Annotated in this window: 16 protein-coding genes; 12 read left to right on the forward strand and 4 right to left on the reverse strand. The window is 58.3% G+C overall.

What is annotated here, in order from left to right:
* Nucleotides 1-15: 15 nt before the first annotated feature.
* The 4 genes from NRG23_RS17970 to NRG23_RS17985 all read right to left on the reverse strand — a co-directional run bounded on the left by NRG23_RS17970 (nt 16) and on the right by NRG23_RS17985 (nt 3,274).
* Entirely contained in the window at nt 16-417 is a 402-nt protein-coding gene (locus tag NRG23_RS17970) for a biopolymer transporter ExbD (RefSeq protein WP_257371503.1), read from the reverse strand.
* A 1-nt stretch (nt 418) separates the two neighbouring features.
* The gene (locus tag NRG23_RS17975) at nt 419-1,144 is read right to left on the reverse strand and encodes a MotA/TolQ/ExbB proton channel family protein (protein ID WP_009046420.1); all 726 of its coding nucleotides are present in this window, start codon (nt 1,142-1,144) and stop codon (nt 419-421) included.
* A gap of 63 nt (nt 1,145-1,207) precedes the next feature.
* Nucleotides 1,208-2,029, reverse strand: a complete 822-nt coding sequence (locus NRG23_RS17980) for an energy transducer TonB (RefSeq protein ID WP_257371508.1) — start codon at nt 2,027-2,029, stop codon at nt 1,208-1,210.
* A gap of 387 nt (nt 2,030-2,416) precedes the next feature.
* Entirely contained in the window at nt 2,417-3,274 is an 858-nt protein-coding gene (locus tag NRG23_RS17985; RefSeq protein WP_103331272.1) for a LysR family transcriptional regulator, read from the reverse strand.
* Between the two features lie 109 nt (nt 3,275-3,383).
* Here NRG23_RS17985 and NRG23_RS17990 point away from each other — a divergent pair, with 109 nt between their 5' ends.
* The 12 genes from NRG23_RS17990 (at nt 3,384) to NRG23_RS18045 (ending at nt 18,964) form a co-directional block, all read left to right on the forward strand.
* Nucleotides 3,384-4,043: an ankyrin repeat domain-containing protein gene (locus NRG23_RS17990; RefSeq protein WP_041985352.1), complete on the forward strand. Its 660-nt coding sequence runs from the start codon at nt 3,384-3,386 to the stop codon at nt 4,041-4,043.
* Nucleotides 4,044-4,064: 21 nt separating this feature from the next.
* The gene (locus NRG23_RS17995) at nt 4,065-4,526 is read left to right on the forward strand and encodes a nucleoside deaminase (RefSeq protein WP_257371509.1); all 462 of its coding nucleotides are present in this window, start codon (nt 4,065-4,067) and stop codon (nt 4,524-4,526) included.
* Nucleotides 4,513-5,742 carry a CynX/NimT family MFS transporter gene (locus tag NRG23_RS18000; RefSeq protein WP_257371511.1) on the forward strand — a complete coding sequence of 410 codons (1,230 nt, stop codon included), beginning with the start codon at nt 4,513-4,515 and terminating at the stop codon, nt 5,740-5,742. Before NRG23_RS17995 ends, NRG23_RS18000 begins: the two co-directional genes overlap by 14 nt.
* A 312-nt stretch (nt 5,743-6,054) precedes the next feature.
* The gene (locus NRG23_RS18005) at nt 6,055-6,573 is read left to right on the forward strand and encodes an Hcp family type VI secretion system effector (protein WP_007925756.1); all 519 of its coding nucleotides are present in this window, start codon (nt 6,055-6,057) and stop codon (nt 6,571-6,573) included.
* A gap of 134 nt (nt 6,574-6,707) precedes the next feature.
* A complete protein-coding gene (gene tssI, locus NRG23_RS18010) occupies nt 6,708-8,750 on the forward strand; it encodes a type VI secretion system tip protein TssI/VgrG (protein WP_009046414.1) in 2,043 nt (680 codons plus the stop codon).
* The gene (locus NRG23_RS18015) at nt 8,740-9,480 is read left to right on the forward strand and encodes a DUF4123 domain-containing protein (protein WP_257371513.1); all 741 of its coding nucleotides are present in this window, start codon (nt 8,740-8,742) and stop codon (nt 9,478-9,480) included. Before tssI ends, NRG23_RS18015 begins: the two co-directional genes overlap by 11 nt.
* Nucleotides 9,477-14,381 (forward strand): RHS repeat-associated core domain-containing protein, encoded by a 4,905-nt coding sequence (locus tag NRG23_RS18020; RefSeq protein WP_373922228.1) that lies wholly within the window; start codon nt 9,477-9,479, stop codon nt 14,379-14,381. Before NRG23_RS18015 ends, NRG23_RS18020 begins: the two co-directional genes overlap by 4 nt.
* Before the next feature lie 2 nt (nt 14,382-14,383).
* Nucleotides 14,384-14,749: a hypothetical protein gene (locus NRG23_RS18025; protein ID WP_155499971.1), complete on the forward strand. Its 366-nt coding sequence runs from the start codon at nt 14,384-14,386 to the stop codon at nt 14,747-14,749.
* A gap of 352 nt (nt 14,750-15,101) precedes the next feature.
* Nucleotides 15,102-15,530: an SMI1/KNR4 family protein gene (locus NRG23_RS18030; RefSeq protein ID WP_081001197.1), complete on the forward strand. Its 429-nt coding sequence runs from the start codon at nt 15,102-15,104 to the stop codon at nt 15,528-15,530.
* Nucleotides 15,531-15,730: 200 nt separating this feature from the next.
* Nucleotides 15,731-16,249 (forward strand): SMI1/KNR4 family protein, encoded by a 519-nt coding sequence (locus tag NRG23_RS18035; protein ID WP_081001196.1) that lies wholly within the window; start codon nt 15,731-15,733, stop codon nt 16,247-16,249.
* 316 nt (nt 16,250-16,565) lie between these two features.
* Complete coding sequence (locus NRG23_RS18040) at nt 16,566-17,096, forward strand: CPCC family cysteine-rich protein (RefSeq protein ID WP_257371517.1); 531 nt, start codon at nt 16,566-16,568, stop codon at nt 17,094-17,096.
* Nucleotides 17,097-18,295: 1,199 nt separating this feature from the next.
* Entirely contained in the window at nt 18,296-18,964 is a 669-nt protein-coding gene (locus NRG23_RS18045; protein WP_103331268.1) for a hypothetical protein, read from the forward strand.
* Nucleotides 18,965-19,000 lie beyond the last annotated feature (36 nt).

Raw genomic sequence — 19,000 nt, forward strand, 5'->3', positions numbered from 1 at the left:
GCTTACAACACTGGGTCAGCGTGCGGTGATCACCGACAGCTTGGTGATACCGGCACGCTCGATGGAGGCCATGGCACGGGCCACTTCGCCGTAGTTGACGCCGTCGTCCGCCTGCAACTGCACGCGCACTTCCGGGTCCTTGGCCTTGGCCACCTGAAGATTGGTTTCCAAAAGATCCGGCTGGATCTCGTCCTTGTTGATAAAGAGTTTACCGGCGCCGTCGATGCTCACCACCAGCGGGTCCTTCTGCTCCACCGGGGCCACGGCCTCGGTCTTGGGCAGGTTGATCGGAATCGCGTTGGTCAGCAGCGGCGCGGTGACGATGAACACCACCAGCAGTACCAGCATCACGTCCACCAGCGGCGTGACGTTGATCTCGCTCAGCACCTCATCACTGTCCTGGGTCGAGAAGGCCATGTCAGGACGCCTCCTTCACTTTCTGTGCGCTGCCCTGGGCCGCGGCCTTGTGCGCGGTCGGGTGGATCAGCACACGGAACGAACTCTTCTGCGCCAGGCTGTAGAAGTCATGGGCGAAGTCATCCAGGTCGGCGGCGGTCAGCTTCAGGCGCCGCAGGAAGTAGTTGTAAACCAGCACCGCCGGTACCGCGACGGCGATCCCCACGCCGGTGGCGACCAGCGCCGCGCCGATTGGCCCGGCCACGGTTTCCAGGCTCGCCGAGCCCGCCGCACTGATGCCTTTCAGAGCTTCCATGATCCCCCACACGGTGCCGAACAAACCGATGAAGGGCGAGGTGCTGCCGATACTCGCGACCACCGCCAAGCCGGTTTCCAGCGAACGCCGCTCACGGACGATCTGCTGGCGCAGGGCGCGCTCCAGGCGGTCCTGATGATTGATCGCCTGGCTCAGGTCCGCCGCGTGCGCGGTGTCGCCGACCTGGATCGCCGCGTAGCCGGCCTGGGCCACGCGAGCGGCGGCGCCGGGCTGGGTTTCGCTGAGCTCGGCCGCCGAGTCGAGGCTGGAGGCGGCCCAGAACTGCTTGTGGAACTTGCGATCCTGGGCCTTGAGGCGGGCGAACTGCGCGCCCTTGAGCAGGGCCAGGCCCCAGGTAGCCACGGAAAACACCACCAGCAGCCAGATCACCGCGCTTTCGATGGATTCGAGTGGAGATGCCAATAAACTCATGATGTGTCCCTCTGTATAACCCTTGTAAGAGCGAGCGTGCTCGCGATAGCGCCTGGCGCAGGCTCAATGAATCTTGAAATCGATGGGCACGCTGACCCAGCCGTCCTGGGCGACATCACCCTGCTTGGCCGGCACGAAGCTCCAGCGCTTGACTGCCGATAACGCCGCGTCGTCGAGTTGCTGGCGACCGCTGCTTTTCTGAATCTGGATCTCGCCGGGCTTGCCGCTGGCCAGTACATGCACCCGCAACAGCACCGTGCCTTCCCAACCGCGACGCTGGGCCAGCGACGGATATTCCGGCGCCGGGTTCTTCAGGTACGCGGCATTCGCCGAAGCCGGGGTCACGGGCGCCGGGGCCGGTGGCGCGGGCGGTGCCGGAGCGGCGACAGGCGCGGCCGGTTGTGGCGGCGCAGGCTGTTGCTGGACCGGCTTGGGCTCAGGCTTGGGCTCAGGCTTGGGCACCGGTTTCGGCTTGGGCTTGGGCTTGGGAATCGGCTTGGGCGGTGGCGGCTTGACCGCCAGTTCGTCCTCCACCGGCGGTGGTGGCTCCACCACCGGTTGTACCGTCTGCGGTGGCGGCGGCTCGACCACCGGCGGCGCCGGCCGGGAAAACTCGATGGTCATCGGTGGAATTTCCGGCGGCACGATCGGCAATACCGGGGTCGGCTTCTGACTGATCCAGTAGATCACCGCACCGTGCAAGACCAGGGCGATCACCCCGAGCGCAATCGCCTCGCGGCGCCGCAGCCCGGCCTTGGGTGCCTTCTGCAGACGCAACTGGCCCAACGGCAAGCGGTGCGGCCGGCCGAGGTCGACCAAATCGCCGCTCGGCGCCTGGCGCCACAGCACCTCGTGTGCACTGGCGGCGGTCTGGACATTGCCCATTGATTAACTCCCTACAGTCTTTTGCGAATAGCCCGACCCACACCTGCGAACTCCCCCGGAGCAGCGTCGAGGGCTGAATGATTGGCGCCAGACACTTATCTCCGAAAGTAATCTTTAAAGTTATGGATAGATCAAAATCGCATATTTAAAGCCGTCATCTCGCGCCAGGCCGCGCGGATCAAGGGCTGCAGGGAAGGAGTCAAAAAGCCATGCTTTTCGAGCATTGAAAATATTCGCCAAGGGCATTGCATCGCCACGGCAAAACCGGGGTGAAGCGACAGCAGTGGCGAAATAAAAGGGACCGACCGAACGTCGATCAAGGGATCAGGCGCCCCCGGTAAAGCGAATCAAGAGGCGCCTGCTCAAGCGAACCCTGGACAGGGTTGTTCATACCTTCAGCGCCTGGCTCTCGCACAACGCCAGCAACTGGCTCTCCAAGGCCTTGCCAGCGCGGCTCAAGCCGCTGCGGCCGTACAGCGCCAGGCACACGCCCTGGATGTCCGGCAAGCCGCTGGCTGCATCGAGCACGCGGTGCCCGGCGGCCACCACCCGCACCGGCAGCAGGCTGATGCCCAAGCCTGCGGCCACCGCCGAGCAGACGCTGGCCAGGCTGGCGCTGGAGTAACCGATGCGCCAGCGCCAACCGCCGACTTCGAGGTGATGAAGCATTTCATGGCGATACAGCCCACCCACCGGGAAGGCCACCAGCGGCAACGGATCGCGGCCGAAGGCCGGGGTGGCGCGGCTGTCGACCCAGCACAGGGGTTCCGGCCAGGACCCCAGGCAGTCGTCGCTGGCACCCATCTGCTTGACCAGCAACAGATCGAATTCGCCACGCCGATAGAGGCGGGTCAATTCCGGGCCCAGCCCGCTGGTGACCTCCAGGCGCACGCCGGGATGGTCCTGGCCGAAGCGCGACAACAACGGCATCAACCGCTCGGCGGCGAAGTCTTCCGGCACCCCGAGGCGCAGCACACCTTCGCTCTGCTGGTGCAGCAAGACATCGCTGGCCTCTTCGTTGAGGGCCAGGATGCGCCGCGCATAGCCCAGCAGACGCTCGCCCTCGGCGGTGGCCACCACCCGACGCTGGTCGCGATCGAGCAACTGGCAGTCCAGGCTCTCCTCCAGCCGCCGCACCTGCTGGCTGACGGTGGACTGGGTGAGGTGCAGGCGCTCGGCGGCGCGGGTGAAGTTGGCGCAGTCAACGACAGCGACAAAGCTGCGCAGCAGCACAGGATCGAACATGGCAGCACCATTCTGAATGCCACTGATTGGCATGGTTATATTTAATTTCAGAATACATCAGGGCCTGACCATACTCGGCGTTCATTGACTGCACAGGGAGCCTGACGCCATGCGTTACCTGTCTTGCAAACACGCTGTCCTGGCGATCTGTCTGTTCGTGGTGGGGGTGGTGATGGCAAAGGATAACCAGCTGCTCGAGGCAGTCCGCGACGGGCAGTTGCCCAAGGTCCAGGCGCTGCTTCGGCAAGGCGCGGACGTCAATGTGCGCGGCCTGGATGGCAGCAGCCCGTTGCTGCTGGCCACCGCCGCCAACCAGGTCGAGATCGCCCGGGCGCTGATCGAGGCCGGCGCCGACGTCAACCAGAAGAACCTGATCCACGACAGCCCTTACCTGCTGGCCGGCGCCAGTGGGCACACCGCGATCCTGCAACTGACCCTGGCCCACGGCGCCGACCTGAAAAGCACCAACCGCTACGGCGGTACCGCGCTGATTCCGGCCTGCGAGCGTGGGCATGTCGACACCGTGCGCCTGCTGATCGAGGCCGGCGTCGACCTCGACCACGTCAATCGCCTGGGCTGGACCTGCCTGATGGAAGCCATAGTGCTGGCCGATGGCGGCCCGGCACACCAACAGATTGTCGCCCAGCTGATCGCCGCCGGCGCCGACCTGAACCTGCCGGACAACGATGGCCTGAGCCCTCTGCAACAGGCGGAAAAACGCGGCCAGACCACCATCGCCAAACTGCTGCGGGACGCTGGCGCGTCCTGATTTGTGCCTTAAGGAGCCCCCATGAAAGACGATCAGGATTACCTGCAACGCGCCGTCGAACTGGCCCGGCAAAACGTCGCGGCCGGCGGCCGGCCGTTTGGCGCGGTGCTGGTGCGCGACGGCCAGGTGCTGGCCGAGACGGTCAATCAGATCCACCTGAGCCAGGACCCCACCGCCCACGCCGAACTGTTGGCCATCCGGGTCGCCAGCCAGCGGCTCGGCCCGCGCCTGGACGGCTGCGTGATCTATGCCAGCGGCCAGCCCTGCCCCATGTGTTTGAGCGCCATGTACCTGTGCGGTGTGGCGCGCGCGGTGTTCGCCGCGGACAACGCCAGCGCCGCGCCCTTCGGCCTGTCCACGGCGGCGATCTATGAACAACTGGCCCAGCCCCTGGCGGACCAGCGCTTGCCAGTGCAACACCTGCCGCAAGCGGCGATGAACGCGATCTACCGCGCCTGGCAGGCCCGCCATGCCGTTCGCTGAGTCGCGCCTGCGTCGCCTCGGCGGCTGGGCCCTGTTGATCGCCCTGGGGCTCAACCTGCGGCCGATCATCAGCTCCATCAGCCCACTGCTGATGGAGATTCGTGGCGCCACCGGCATGAGCTTCCAGAGCAGTGCCTGGCTCACCAGCCTGCCGGTGGTCTGCATGGGCCTGGTGGCCTTGCTCGGGGTGCGCCTGGAAGCCCGCCTGGGAGAACGGCGCGGGGTCGCCCTCGGCCTGTTGATGATCCTCTGCGCCTGCCTGGCGCGGTTGCTCTGCGACCAGGCCGGCGCGCTGCTCGCCACCGCCCTGCTCGGCGGTGCCGGCGTGGCCTTGATCCAGGCGCTGGTGCCGGCGCTGATCAAGCGCCAGTTCCAGCAGCGGGTGGCCTTGGCCATGGGCATCTATTCGGCTTCGCTGATGGGCGGTGGCGGCCTCGCGGCGCTGCTCAGCCCGCATGTCGCCACGCACTTCGCCCATTGGCAGGCCGGGCTCGGCGTGTGGTTGCTACCGGCGCTGGCGGCCCTGCTGCTGTGGTGGCTGCTGCCTTTCGTCGGGCCAGGGCAGCGCCTCAACGCCCCCTCCATCAACCTGTGGCGCAACCGCCGGGCCTGGTTGCTGGCGCTGTACTTCGGCCTGATCAACTGCGGCTACATGAGCATGGTCGCCTGGCTGCCGGCCTATTACCTGCAACTGGGCTGGAGCGCGACCCAGAGCGGCTCGCTGCTGGCGTTCATGACCATCTTCCAGGTCATTGCCGCGCTGTTGATGCCCGCCCTGGCGCAGCGCCAGAGCGACCGCCGGCCACTGCTCGCCATCAGCCTGAGCGCCCAGGCCCTGGGCTTCGGCGGCCTGCTGTTGTGGCCGCTGCAGGCCCCGCAGCTGTGGGTGGCGCTGATCGGCTTCGGCCTCGGCGCCTGCTTCGCGCTGAGCCTGATCCTCACCCTCGACCACCGTCGCGATCCCCGGGAAGCCGGGCAACTGGCGGCCTTCGTGCAAGGGGTGGGGTTCCTGATCAACGCTGTGTCGCCGTGGCTGACCGGCTGGCTGCGGGAACTCACCGGCAGCTTCATCAGCGCCTGGTGGGTACTGATCCTGACCGTGCTGGCCATGCTGGTGCTGACCCGGGTATTCAGCCCCTCCAGCTACCGCGAGTCGCCGTCGACAAGCGTGACGCCACAAGCGATACCCACGGGAAGCACCTCGACCTCCGCCTGACAAGGCCCTTGGCCATCATGCGCAACTTCTTGCGCACCTGGCTGTGGATAACTCTGTGAGCAGATGCTCAAGGGCTTTATAAACCGTGCCATACAGCCGAGTGCGCAACTTCTTGCACAGCACTGCGCAAGAAGTTGCGCACTTTCAGCGGCTTTCGCCCGGGAAATACTTTCACCGATCTCCAAAATCACCTGAAGCCCTTGATCCATAAGGCGCTTCCCGCTCCTGGCACGCTCCTTGATATCTACCTCGGCACCCAACCGGGCGATCCGTCCCACCGGGCACCTTTATTTTTTAGCAAGGAGAGCATCCATGGCTACACCAGCGTATATGTCCATCACTGGCACCAAACAAGGCCTGATCACCGCCGGTGCCTTCACCGCTGACTCCGTTGGCAACACCTACCAGGAAGGCCACGAAGACCAGGTCATGGTTCAGGGCTTCCAGCACGAAGTGATCATCCCGCGTGACCCGCAGTCCGGCCAGCCAACCGGCCAGCGCGTGCACAAACCAGTGGTCATCACCAAGGTATTCGACAAGGCTTCGCCACTGCTGCTGGCTGCCCTGACTTCCGGTGAGCGTCTGACCAAGATCGAAATCCAGTGGTACCGCACCTCCGCTGCCGGCACCCAGGAGCACTACTACACCACCACCCTGGAAGACGCGATCATCGTCGACATCAAAGACTACATGCACAACTGCCAGGACCCATCGAACTCGCACTTCACCCACCTGGAAGACGTGCACTTCACCTACCGCAAAATCACCTGGACCCACGAAGTCTCCGGTACTTCCGGTTCCGACGACTGGCGTTCCCCGGTCGCGGGCTAAGTCCGGCCGACCGTTACACCAACATCGGCCAGCTCTGCTGGTCGATGTTGTTTACGCCATAAGGGATTTCTTGCGTTCGTCGGCGCCCGGCCCCGGGCTCGACCCACGCGGCAGTACTGCACGAGGAACAAGGGATGTTCGCGCCGGCCAATCAGACTCACTTCAGCCTGACCATCGAGGGGCTTTCGAACGACCTCCAGGTCCTGTCCTTCACCGGACGGGAAGCCATCAGCCAGCCCTTTGCCTTCGAGGTCGAGCTGGTCAGCGCCCAGGCCACCCTGGACCTGGAAAGCCTGCTGCACAAACCGGCCTTCCTGCAGTTGGCGCAGAATGGCACCGGCATCCACGGGCAGATCTACCGCGTCGCCCAGGGCGATTCCGGCAAGCGCCTGACCCGCTACTCGGTGACCGTGCGCCCGCACCTGGCCTACCTCGCGCACCGCATCAACCAACGCATCTTCCAGAACCTCACGGTGCCGAAAATCATCGGCCAGGTCCTCGAAGAACATGGCATCCAAAGCAATGCCTACCAGTTCCAGCTGGGTTCGATCTATCCCGAGCGCAACTACTGCGTGCAGTACGACGAATCGGACCTGCATTTCATCCAGCGCCTGTGCGAGGAAGAAGGTATCCACTACCACTTCCAGCACAGCGCCGACAGCCACAAGATCGTCTTCGGCGATGACCAGACGGTGTTCCCGAAACTGGCGCCAGTGGCCTATCAGCAAGACTCCGGCATGGTCGCCAACGACCCGGTGATCAAGCGCTTCGACCTGCGCCTGGAAGCCCGCACCAGCCGCACCACCCGCCGCGACTACGACTTCGAGAAACCGCGCCTGACCCTGGAGAGCGACGCCAAGAGCGAGTTCAAGCCGGACCTCGAGGACTACGACTACCCCGGCCGCTTCGTCGACCGCGAACGCGGCAAGCACCTGGCCAAGCGCGCCCTGGAACGCCACCGCAGCGACTACCGGCTGGCCGAGGGCAAAAGCGATCAGCCGTTGCTGGTCAGCGGGCATTTCCTCGCCCTGAGCGAACACCCGAAAGCGCAATGGAACGACCTCTGGCTGCTCACCGAGATCGTCCACGAAGGCAAGCAGCCGCAGGTGCTGGAAGAGTCGGTGACCAGCGACACCACAGCCTTGAAGGACGACTTCCACCAGGGCTACCGCAACCGCTTCCAGGCCACGCCCTGGGACGTGCCCAACCGACCGCCGCTGCTGCACCCCAAACCGCGCATCCTCGGCAGCCAGAGCGCGGTGGTCACCGGGCCCAAGGGCGAAGAGATCCACTGCGACCAGTACGGTCGGGTCAAGGTGCAGTTCCACTGGGACCGCGAAGGCCAGTCGGACGACAAGACCAGCTGCTGGCTGCGCGTGTCCTCGGCCTGGGCCGGGGCGCAGTACGGCGGCATCGCCATCCCGCGGATCGGCATGGAAGTGCTGGTGACCTTCCTCGAGGGCGACCCCGACCAGCCGCTGATCAGCGGCTGCCTGTACCACAAGGAAAACGTCGTCCCCTACGAGCTGCCGGCGAACAAGACCCGCAGCACCTTCAAGACCCTCAGTTCCCCGGGTGGCGGCGGCTACAACGAGCTGCGCATCGAGGACAAGAAGGGCCAGGAACAGATCTTCCTGCACGCCCAGCGCGACTGGGACGAGAACGTCGAACACGACCAGAAGATCCGCGTCGGCAACGAGCGCCACGACACGGTCGAGGCCAACAGCTACAGCGAATTCAAGGCCGAGGAACACCACACCGTGCACGCCGACCGCAAGGTCGAAGCCCGCGCCAGTGACCACCTCACCGTCGGCGCCAACCAGCACATCAAGATCGGCACCGGGCAGTTCATCGAAGCTGGCCAGGAGATCCACCTCAATGCCGGGGTGAAGGTCGTGATGGAAGCCGGCAGCGAGCTGACCCTCAAGGGCGGCGGCAGCTTTATCAAGCTCGACGCCGGCGGCGTGACCATCAACGGCCCGCAGGTCAAGGTCAACTCCGGCGGCGCCCCGGGCAGCGGCTCCGGCGCCGCGCCACTGATGCCCGGCGTGCTGAAGCAGGCCGACGCCGACAAGGCCGGCGCCCTGCTGACCCCGGCGCAAATCAACACCCTCAAACGCAACGCGCCTTTCTGCGAAGAGTGCGAAAAGTGCAAGGACGGTGCCTGTGCCATCTGATCGCCTGACACCCCAAGCCTGGCTCGCCCAGCAGCCGCTGCAAGCCGACGAACGCCTGTACCTGGTCATCAGCAACGCCAGCGACGCCAACCCGCTCAAGGACTTCTACCAGACCCAGGGTGCCAGCGGCCTGACCGCCATCTGGAGCGGCACGCCCTACGCCGACTGGCAGCCGGTCATGCCCTACCTCGCCGAACTCAAACCGACCTCCCCCTTCCTCGACTGGATCGCCACCACCGACGCCGACGACTGGGGCTGGCTCGCTGTCTCCAGCAGCGAACCGGACGTGGTGTTCGAGCATCTGCGCAGCCTGACTCAGGTGAAGATGCCGGATGGGGCGGAGGTGTTTTTCAGGTTTTGGGATGGGCGGCATATCTATCCGATTCTGGAAGGGTTGGGCGAAGACGCCCCGCAAGTCCTGCCCATATTCGACCGCTACCTGATCAATGGCCGGGCATTGAGTACTGGCCAAGGCGTAGTCAAGCCACCCAAACCATTCCCCTGGTGGGAAGTGTCGGAAGCGCTGGTCAAGAAACTCGCCAAGGACGATCCCAGCACGGTGATCGACAACCTGATGCAGTGGCTGAGCGAAGACTGCCCCGAACTGTATTTCGCCTTTCCTGAAAACAACCTGCGCCACAAAGTCGAACGCTTCGTCCGTCATCAACCGAATACAGAAGATATGGCAGAGCGCCTCGCCGCCCAGCTGACAAAGGAAGTCAACGCATGATTAGCAGCCCACTGGGAACCTTGGTCCTTCGGGTACTGGACGCCAAAAAGCCCGACGTGAATCTGATCCTCAAGGACTTCAATAATTGCCTGAGTGATTACAAGAACTGGGCGGATGGTTTCTGGACAGGCTGGGCCATGGACGTCGACCAGAAATTCAAGGTCGGCAACGAAGTCAGCGTCACCCAGCGCAAGACCAAGACAGGGGCCGTCGAGACCTTTGCAGTGTGTCCAAAGGACGGCAAGTTCACCCTGATCCATACGTTCGAAACCGCACGCTACGTGCCCATCGGCAATACCCCGGTGCGCGTCGAACAGGTCGAAAAAGCAATGATCGGGTACTCCGTGGTGGGAGCCCCGATCAATAAAAAGATCGGTCCTGGCGGCATCGAGACCATCGACAAGTGCATCCCGGGGAAACTCTATCGCATCACCTTTTTTCCGGACGTGTCGGAAAACGATGTCAAAGCCCTCTATGGCTCTTACAAAGGCGTGATCACTCACCTCGATGGCTGGTTGAAAAGCGAGTGGACGAGCAAGTTCCAACCACAGTGGAGCACTTACTCCGCGGCAGATCGTTCGGGTCGCGCAAGGATTCTGCTGCAAGAGGCGCTCGATAGTTTTGAGCAAGCGCTGCTCGATTTGTGGGATGACTTGAAAGACCTTATGGAGCTTTTGGCCGACCCGATAGGCAAGGCCAAACAGCTTGGCGATTACTTATCGGACCTCGAAATCGACAAGCTCTACGCCACCTCCAAAGACGCCATCGCCTCTGCCTTATTGATACTCAACGACGAACCGCTGATGTTCATCTACGTCTCGGCAATCGTCGCCTGGGTCGGCATGTTGCCGCCGCAAGTGATCGTCAACGTGATCGCGAGCATCGGCGTCGAGTTCCTGATCAACGTGGTCATCGGCATCTGCCTTACCGGCGGTGCCGGCCTGGCCGTGCGCCTGGGAACCAAGGCCCTGAGCAAAATGAAGCCTGGGGGAGCGCTCAAATACCTTGAAGGCCTGGCTGAGCAGTTGATGACCGCCAGCACCAAACATAGCCTTCAGGCCCATACAGAGCTGTCCAAGCCTGTGATGCTCCAGGCCAAGGGTGTTCCTCTGGACGCGAGCAAGAAGGCCCCCCTCTCTATCAGCCCCAGCGATGCTGGCGGTGGCCCCAAGCCTATGCCTAAGCCTCTGCCCAAGACTGCCGATACCCCCACGCTGATGGAGCAGAACGCCTCGGTGTTTGCCCGGAAGAAAACAGAGCCGCAAAGCCTGCTGGTCAAACACAAACCTGTCGATGACGCGCCCAAGCAATCCAAGAATCCGGCGGATCAATCGACGCAATGCACAAAGAACACCCGCTGCGATATCGACCCTGTCTCGATGGTCACCGGCGAGGAACTGCTGACCCTTACCGACGGTGAACTCGACGGCCTGCTACCTCTGGAATGGACGCGGCTGTACCGCACCAGCGCCGCGGAAATCGACAACCGCCTGGGCTTCGGCTGGAGCCACTCACTGTCCCATCGTTTGCAACTGGACGATGAAGGTGTGCTGTGGACCGATAGTGAAAATCGCCGGACCCGCTTCCCGATGCCGACCGAACAGCGTCCGGCCATTACCAACAGCCTGGCCGAGGCCGCGATTTTCCTGGGCGATACGCCGGGGGAGCTGGTCCTGACCCAGGCCGGCCAGAGCTCGCGTTTTTATCACTTCCGTGCCGGGCGCCTGACCACCATCAGCGACGCCTACGACAACCAGTTGCACATCAGCTACGACCTGGTCGACCGTATCCAGCGCATCGACAACGGTGCCGGACGCTGCCTGTTCCTGCGCTATGACGACAGCCATATCGCCGCGGTCGACTATCAGCAGCGCCGCCCCGAGTACGACGAACGAGGTGAACGTCAGGAGCCCTGGCTGACAGTACAAACCCTGGTCAGTTACCAGTACAACGCACGCAACCAGCTGATCAGCGCCACCAATGCCGTGGGTGAAATCGAACGCTATCGCTATGACGAGCAACACGTCATTCAGGAGCGCCAACTGGCCGGTGGCGCGAGCTTTTACTGGGACTGGGAGCGCGAAGGCAAGGCGGCCCGTTGTATCCGCCAGTGGTCCAACCTCTCGCAAATCGATGCGCGGTATGTGTGGGACGACAAAGGCACAGTCACTGTCGCCCGCGCCGATGGCAGCGAGTTGGTTTACGTACACGACGAAAACGCCCGCCTGGTCAGCCAGACCGACCCTGACGGCGCAGAAACACAAAAGGCCTACGATGAAAAAGGCCGCCTGATCGCCGAGAAAGACCCGCTTGGTGCGGTCACCGAATATCAGTACGACGAAGCCGGGCGCCTGGTCGCAATCATCCCGCCCGAAGACCAACCGACCACCTACCAACACCACAACGGTTTCGTACGGGTGGTACGTCGCGGCAAGGCCACCTGGAAATACCAGCGCAACCTCCAGGGCGACATCACCCAACAGACCGACCCCGACGGCAACGAAACCCACTACCGCTACGACCGCCAGGGCCGCCTGCTGGAGATCACCCACGCCGACGGCAGCCGCCATCAACTGGGCTGGAACGGCCTCGGCCAACTGCTGGAAGAACGTTTGCCTGACGGCGGCCAGCGCAAATACCGCTACGACGCCCTGGGCCGGCAAATCACCCGCCAGGACGAAAGCGGCGCCATCACCCACTACCAGTGGGACGCCGCCAACCGCCTGGCTCAGATCACCCTACCAGGCGGCGCGACCCGCGCCTTCAGCTACAACGCCTACGGCAAAGTCACCGCCGAGCGCGACGAGCTGGGGCGCATCACCCGCTACGAATACGCCGACAACCTGCACCTGGTCAGCCGCCGCATCAACCCAGACGGCAGCCAGTTGCGTTATCGCTACGACAACGCCCGCCTGCTGCTCACCGATATCGAAAACGAGCGCGGTGAGCAGTACCACCTGGACTACTACCCCAACGGCCTGATCCAGCAGGAAACCGGCTTCGACGGGCGCAGCACCGCCTATGCCTACGACCTCAATGGCAAGCTGCTGAAGAAAACCGAATTCGGCGACGACGGCAGCGAGCTGGTTACCGAGTACCAGCGCGATGCCGCTGGCCGCCTGCTGGTAAAAACCCTGGCCGATGGTGAAGAGATCCACTACAGCTACGACGCCCTGGGCCGCCTGGTCAACGTCGACGACGGCCACTGGCCGCTGGCCTACGAATACGACCTGCAAGACCGCCTGATTACCGAACACCAGGGCTGGGGCACCCTGCGTTACGAGTACGACAAGCTCGGCCAGCTCAGCCATTGTCGCCTGCCCGATGGCAGCAAGCTCGACTACCGCCATGCCCCTGGCGGCCAACTCAGCAGCATCGACCTCAACGGCTCGCGCCTGACCAGCCACCAGTTCAGCGCCGGCCGCGAACAGCAGCGCCAACAGGGCCTGCTGCTCAGTCAGTACCAATACGACGAACAAGGCCGCCTGCAGGCCCACAGCGTCAGCCAGCAACAGCACGGCCAGCACCACAACCTCTACCGCCGCGCCTATGCCTACGACGCCAACGGCAATCTCGCCGGCATCGACGACAGCCGCAAGGGCAACCTGCGTTATCACTACGACCCGCTGGATCGCCTGATCAACGTACGGGGCGCCACCCCGGAAAGCTTCGCCCACGACCCGGCCGGCAACCTGCTAGGCCAAGGCGACCAGCCAGCGGCCAACCTGGCCAACGTCAAAGGCAACCGCCTGCTGATGCAAGGCGACCGTCATTACGACTACGACGCCTTCGGCAACCTCAGCCGCGAACGCCGCGGCGCGGGCCAGAAGCTGGTCACCGAGTATCAGTACGACTGCCAGCACCGGCTGATCGGCGTCAGCCTGCCGGGTGGCAGCACCGCTACCTACAGGTACGACGCCTTCGGCCGCCGCATCAGCAAAACCGTCGATGGCCGTACTACCGAGTTCCTCTGGCAAGGCGAACGGCTGATCGCCGAAAGCGCTGAAAACCGCTATCGCAGCTACATCTACGAACCCGGCACCTTCCGTCCGCTGGCCATGCTCGATGGCGAAGGCCCGGCCCAGGCCACACCGTTCTATTACCAACTCGACCACCTCGGCACTCCGCAGGAATTGACCGCCTATAGCGGCGAGATCATGTGGTCGGCGAAGTATCGGGCGTATGGCAATCTGGCCGCGCTGGACGTTTCCGAAATCGACAACCCGTTGCGTTTCCAGGGCCAGTACTTCGATACGGAAACCGGGCTGCACTACAACCGGCATCGCTACTACAATCCGAGTTCGGGACGGTTTTTGACACCGGATCCGATCAAGCTGGCGGGGGGGTTGAACAACTACAAGTATGTGAACAACCCAACGGGGCGGGTGGATCCTCTGGGATTGAATGAATGCCCCGGTGCTAATGAGGGAAAACCAGAGTCAAAAGACAGAACACCAGAAAACAATGCAAAGGTGGAAGAAGGGGCACCACACCCCCCATATGTAGATCGTGCCTTCAAACCTGGCGAAGATATTATTCACTTTGAAAAACATGGCGCCGAGATAGCTGAGACTCTTGGATATGAAAATTACTCTCTCAAACAGTACATTTCTGACGCTAACTCGGTTGTTCGAAACGGAACATTTGTGCCTGAACTAAATGCCTATGTCGCAATACCTGGCGGAACCGGGAGTGCTAAAGGTCTACTCGTTGGACTTGACAGAAAAACTGGTGAGATAACAACATTGCACTTAAAGCCAGTATCCTTTTTTGAGGCAAAAGCACCCAGCTTGGGATGGAAGGCTCAACCAAAATCAGCCAAAACTGATACTGTTGGCCCTAACCCTCATCTTGGGCATAGGCCACCGCCATATAAAATACCAACAGGATCGAGCGAATAGTCATGATAGTAAAAAGCATTAACTGGATATCAAGATCAGCTGAAGATGCGGAGGTCGAGATCACTGATGGGGAATTTACCTGTTTTGCCTTCTCTCAGCCATGCGCTGTTAACGTTGGTGATCACGTGACTGATCCGCTTCATGTCTTCTCAATGAAAAATGCAATGATCAGTCAAGATACAACAATTGGGATCTGGAAAATTAGCGATACCTCTTTAGAACAAAAAGTTATCGCAAAAATAATTGACTCCAAACAACAACTCATCTCTGTCGGCAAAATATTTCTACTGATCGATGATTACCTACCAGGAGGTTTAGATGACGGAAGCATCATTGAGTTCCAATGCAACAGAATCGACTTATGGTGAATAAATTTTATTACCTATAACCAGATAAAACCTCTGCTTTCAGCGCTATCAGAATTCTCTTAACTTAGATTTTCCAAAGAAATTTCCTACAGCACGTATCGACTGCTGCCAACTTGTATAGTTCCTTTCACATAGCTAAGATTTTTACCGTCGCTGAAAAATCAGTGACTGGTATTGACAGACCGAATATGATCAAGGCCATGTAGATATCGCTATATGAACATCTGGCATTTTTTGTGCCTGTCACTCCTTTATATGGCGGCAGTGCGTGGGGCACCTTTGCGTGCTCCGGGCTCCTTGTTCACTCAGGAAAAATGGCTTTCTAGATGGGAAAAAACCCTAGGAGAAAAGCATGAAAATTGACTGGAGTTCTTTTGGAATTGAACAAAGCTCATCAGTTACCAATGACACAATCTCTCAGACACAAAAATTATTGGGAGTAATCTTTCCAAGCTCATACTTAGATTTATTCACCTATTCAGACAAGTCATCTCCAGAAATATCTTCATTTCCTTATGATGAAAACGAGAGTTGTATTAGTGAGTTTTTTGAGCTCTCACCTGATATACGGCCATATACCATAGCATGGTATGCCCGCGCAGGAGGCACCGCTGGACTTCCGACAGGCATAGTGCCTATTGCACGGGACGCCGGTGATTACTTAGTATGTTTTAACTTCAACAAACCCTCTATAACCGTAGAAGTTTTCGATCCAAACTCAAGCAGCCTTTACTTCGTAACCAATAGCTTTGAAGAGTTTGTTGGTTTATGGACAGAGTAAGAAAGTCAGCCTCCCCTCAATAGAAAACAATGAAACAACAAGCATTAAAAATCAAGTCTGGTGAATAGCCTGGTCACTATTATCGTTTGAATAGCGATCTCAAGTTCGCGGAGACTGAATTACCAGTAGGCGCCTAAACCGTCAGGCCCACATGGAAATATCTCCCACATTGGCTCTGTTTCAAATATGAGTAATTAAATATGTCATATGACAAGGTTTTAAATGAGCTCGGCGCCGAGTCAATGTCCTTCGAGAGGAATCAATCCCGCAACGGCTTGCAGGATGGCAGCGAAATATCAGAAGACTTGAAAGAGCTTTTAAAAAAGTTCCAAACCGCCATAGTTTTTTCAAATGGAGCAAAATTTAAAACCCCAACAAAAATACCCGCCGCCGACAATAATGGTTTTGTATACCTGGACATAATTTATGGACTAACCCCAGATGCAAATAACATCTACTACAAAAATGAAATACACTCAAAACAAATAGACGGTGAGCTTTATACGTTTGGAGAATCCGGAGGTGGAGACCAATTTTGCATCAGCAAAAAAACAGGAAAAGTATATTATTGGCTTCATGAAGCAAAAGACGATGCTTCTTCACTCTTCCTAATTTCTCCATCCTTTACTGAATTTCTAGAACATCTCGCACCTGATAATGATGAAGACAACTCGAAAGATGACGACGACGGAATAGTTAGCGTCGAGTTTAACTTCTAAAAACAAATCAAAAACCAACTATCACCGACTGCTGACAAGGCTCCTACACAGCAAAAAATAGATATTTTAGGGATGGGATAATAAAGCCCCCGATAAAAGTAGGGCAATCTGCTTCTGGTGTTTTCAGAGACTTTTCCTACAAAACGCGTCGACTTCCGCCAACTTGTAGCCCACCGTCTACCCAGATAGGATCTTCAAGTCGCTGCAAAATCAGCGACAAGGGTGTGGAAGCCCTTTAAGTCCCAAGTGAAAGACCATGATGAAAGAAGCGCAAACGCACTCCAATCAGCAATTAATTTAGCTAATTGACTTTAAGATGAGTACTTTTCTAAGAGCTGACGCCATATATAAAATATGCAAAACAGCTTTAGACTCTCTCGATAACGATGCACGTAAACCATATATACTGAATTGGTGGACAATAGATGAAAGTGATTTCGAGTTTTCTCTACTATCAAAAGAAATGCAAAACTTACTATTATTGAACGATGATCCTCCGAGCGACGCTCAGAATCAAATGTACGATGAGCTGATCATGGTTGCTCTATCTTCAGAGTACAAAGGCGTAACAAATACATATTTATCAGAAGTCATGTCACAAATGGGACTGGGCAAGTATGAAATACATGGGAATATTGAAAAATTAGAAGTCTGCCCTTGCTGTGATTATCGAACTCTCTCATCAAGGGCACACTATGACATTTGCGGGCTATGTAACTGGGAAGATGATGGCACAATAGCGCAAGAAATCTATAGTGGCCCCAACCATATGACCCTTAGAGAAGGCAAAGAGAAACTCAGAGCGCAGATGGATCAATTACCATTGAACAAATGGACCATATCCTAATAACATACTGGATACCTACTACCAAAATCTTATGACACTCCTAAAAGTCTTCCTTGAAATTGAAGATATACAAAATCACCCATTCCCCAAAGGTTTTTGTAGACTTCATAAACAAAGAACCAAAAACCGACTTTGAACCTTGGTTGCTCTTAGTCCATGAGGAAGGAAAAATAAACAGCTAGTATAAAACTCTGAAAAAACCACACCCAAAAAGAACACTAATACCTTTTGCAAAGTTCAGTGCCAATGATGATATAGCTTGCTTCGACGGTGAAGATCTATCTGAAAATCCCAAAGTACTAATTATTCATGCCTACGCCTCAGAGGGCTGGGAGCACCATAGCACCTTCACAGACTTTAATACTTGGCTAAGCGAAGCGCTCAAAACAAGAGACAAATGGAATGAAGATGAATAGCTCACCACCTCATTCTAGTTGATGAGAGACTGGCCCATACATGCTTACCTAGACATCTCAACAACTCAACCCCACCCGGAACAGAGCTATGATTTTCATATCGAACAACAAAGAAGTGAGCTTCGACGTAATTGGTTACAGAGAACTAGGATTCGGAGAAAAACTAAAAGTAAAATCACAAAGCTTCGAATTCACTATTGAACTCAACTAACTAAGCAATGATTTTGTAGACAAAGCCGATTTTTTCATTGAGGAATGCAAAACCGATGACCTGTCTCAAGGATATATGGACATACCGGAGCTAGGAAACTTGGGGTATCCGGCCTTTGTAGAGCTTTTCAGGGCCAACAAAGAAGTGGCTGCTTCACTTATTCAAGACTTCTTATACTCCAATCTTTTTGAAGAGTTGTTCAGCCGCAAGAAAAAATACGAGCTTGTGATAAACAATATTTACACCACAAAGATTTCAGGCAATAAAATCACAATCAATGGCGAAGTTTTCATAACCCCACCAATCCCCATCTAAGAGTGAGCAAGATAGTCAAATTTTCATAAGCTTAAATAACGCCCCTCCCAGGGCCAATCACGCGCAGCGACAAAAAACCACAACCACCTCTCCCTACAAATCCGTCATGCTCCCCCTCCTGCCATCACGCTCGACAGGCGTAGCTACTTGCCGAAAATCCTATGAAGCTGTGCCCCTCAACTCCATCCTCTATTTGTTTATCCCAGCCCTCATCCGTCTAATCCCTATCCCATCCACCGCTGCACAACGAAGATCCCATGACTCGATACATGCTTTACCCGCTGTTCCTGCTTTCCATTCTGCTGACTGGCTGCGCCACCAAGCTCGACGTGGCGCTCAATGGTACGCCGGATCCGGACTATCCATTTGATCGGCAGGCGCCGGTGTTGGTGACGGTTACGACGGGGAATGATGAGAGTTCGCTGAATGCCCGCTATTACCTGCGCGACATGGTCAATGCGATGAAGGACCAAGGGTTCCGGGAGGTGTTCACCGAGGCGACGCTGCCGAAGAAACATGCGCCGATCAAGATGACGGTGACGCTGGATATCGAGAGCAAGCGGGTGACTTATCGCTATACCGCCACTGAGTATGGGCAGGTCCCGACCAGCACCTCTACGGTGTGCAAGGATGGCAAGAAAAAGGACAAGCTGGTCTGCACCAGTACGCCCAACACCAGTTATGGCCCGGTGGGCACTTCGGAGCGGACCGGTTACGCCAGGCGGACCACCTTTACCGTGACGGCCAGGGACGAAGCCAGCAGGCGGGCGGTCTATCTGCTGCGGGTGTCGTCGCAGAACGACGATTGCCAGGACGCCAAGGTCGAGGCCTTTGTCGTTGAACAGGGTTTGCAGAACCTGGATTTCCGCGACCGTGTACAGCGCAATTACACGGTGACCATGCCTGATGGTTACAGCTGCAAATAAGCCGTCTGCTCGCGATGCGGACGCCGTGGTGGGTCA

Source organism: Pseudomonas sp. T8 (assembly GCF_024610635.1).
GTDB lineage: Bacteria > Pseudomonadota > Gammaproteobacteria > Pseudomonadales > Pseudomonadaceae > Aquipseudomonas > Aquipseudomonas chlororaphis_I.

What these genes read in the sequence shown, in the direction of transcription:
- NRG23_RS18030 (WP_081001197.1), top strand. Translation starts at nt 15,102, where the DNA reads ATGAAAATTGACTGGAGTTCTTTTGGAATTGAACAAAGCTCATCAGTT.
- NRG23_RS18025 (WP_155499971.1), top strand. Translation starts at nt 14,384, where the DNA reads ATGATAGTAAAAAGCATTAACTGGATATCAAGATCAGCTGAAGATGCG.
- NRG23_RS17975 (WP_009046420.1), bottom strand. Translation starts at nt 1,144, where the DNA reads ATGAGTTTATTGGCATCTCCACTCGAATCCATCGAAAGCGCGGTGATC.
- NRG23_RS18045 (WP_103331268.1), top strand. Translation starts at nt 18,296, where the DNA reads ATGACTCGATACATGCTTTACCCGCTGTTCCTGCTTTCCATTCTGCTG.
- NRG23_RS18040 (WP_257371517.1), top strand. Translation starts at nt 16,566, where the DNA reads ATGAGTACTTTTCTAAGAGCTGACGCCATATATAAAATATGCAAAACA.
- NRG23_RS18000 (WP_257371511.1), top strand. Translation starts at nt 4,513, where the DNA reads ATGCCGTTCGCTGAGTCGCGCCTGCGTCGCCTCGGCGGCTGGGCCCTG.
- NRG23_RS17995 (WP_257371509.1), top strand. Translation starts at nt 4,065, where the DNA reads ATGAAAGACGATCAGGATTACCTGCAACGCGCCGTCGAACTGGCCCGG.
- NRG23_RS17985 (WP_103331272.1), bottom strand. Translation starts at nt 3,274, where the DNA reads ATGTTCGATCCTGTGCTGCTGCGCAGCTTTGTCGCTGTCGTTGACTGC.
- NRG23_RS18035 (WP_081001196.1), top strand. Translation starts at nt 15,731, where the DNA reads ATGTCATATGACAAGGTTTTAAATGAGCTCGGCGCCGAGTCAATGTCC.
- NRG23_RS18005 (WP_007925756.1), top strand. Translation starts at nt 6,055, where the DNA reads ATGGCTACACCAGCGTATATGTCCATCACTGGCACCAAACAAGGCCTG.
- tssI (WP_009046414.1), top strand. Translation starts at nt 6,708, where the DNA reads ATGTTCGCGCCGGCCAATCAGACTCACTTCAGCCTGACCATCGAGGGG.
- NRG23_RS17970 (WP_257371503.1), bottom strand. Translation starts at nt 417, where the DNA reads ATGGCCTTCTCGACCCAGGACAGTGATGAGGTGCTGAGCGAGATCAAC.
- NRG23_RS18020 (WP_373922228.1), top strand. Translation starts at nt 9,477, where the DNA reads ATGATTAGCAGCCCACTGGGAACCTTGGTCCTTCGGGTACTGGACGCC.
- NRG23_RS17990 (WP_041985352.1), top strand. Translation starts at nt 3,384, where the DNA reads ATGCGTTACCTGTCTTGCAAACACGCTGTCCTGGCGATCTGTCTGTTC.
- NRG23_RS17980 (WP_257371508.1), bottom strand. Translation starts at nt 2,029, where the DNA reads ATGGGCAATGTCCAGACCGCCGCCAGTGCACACGAGGTGCTGTGGCGC.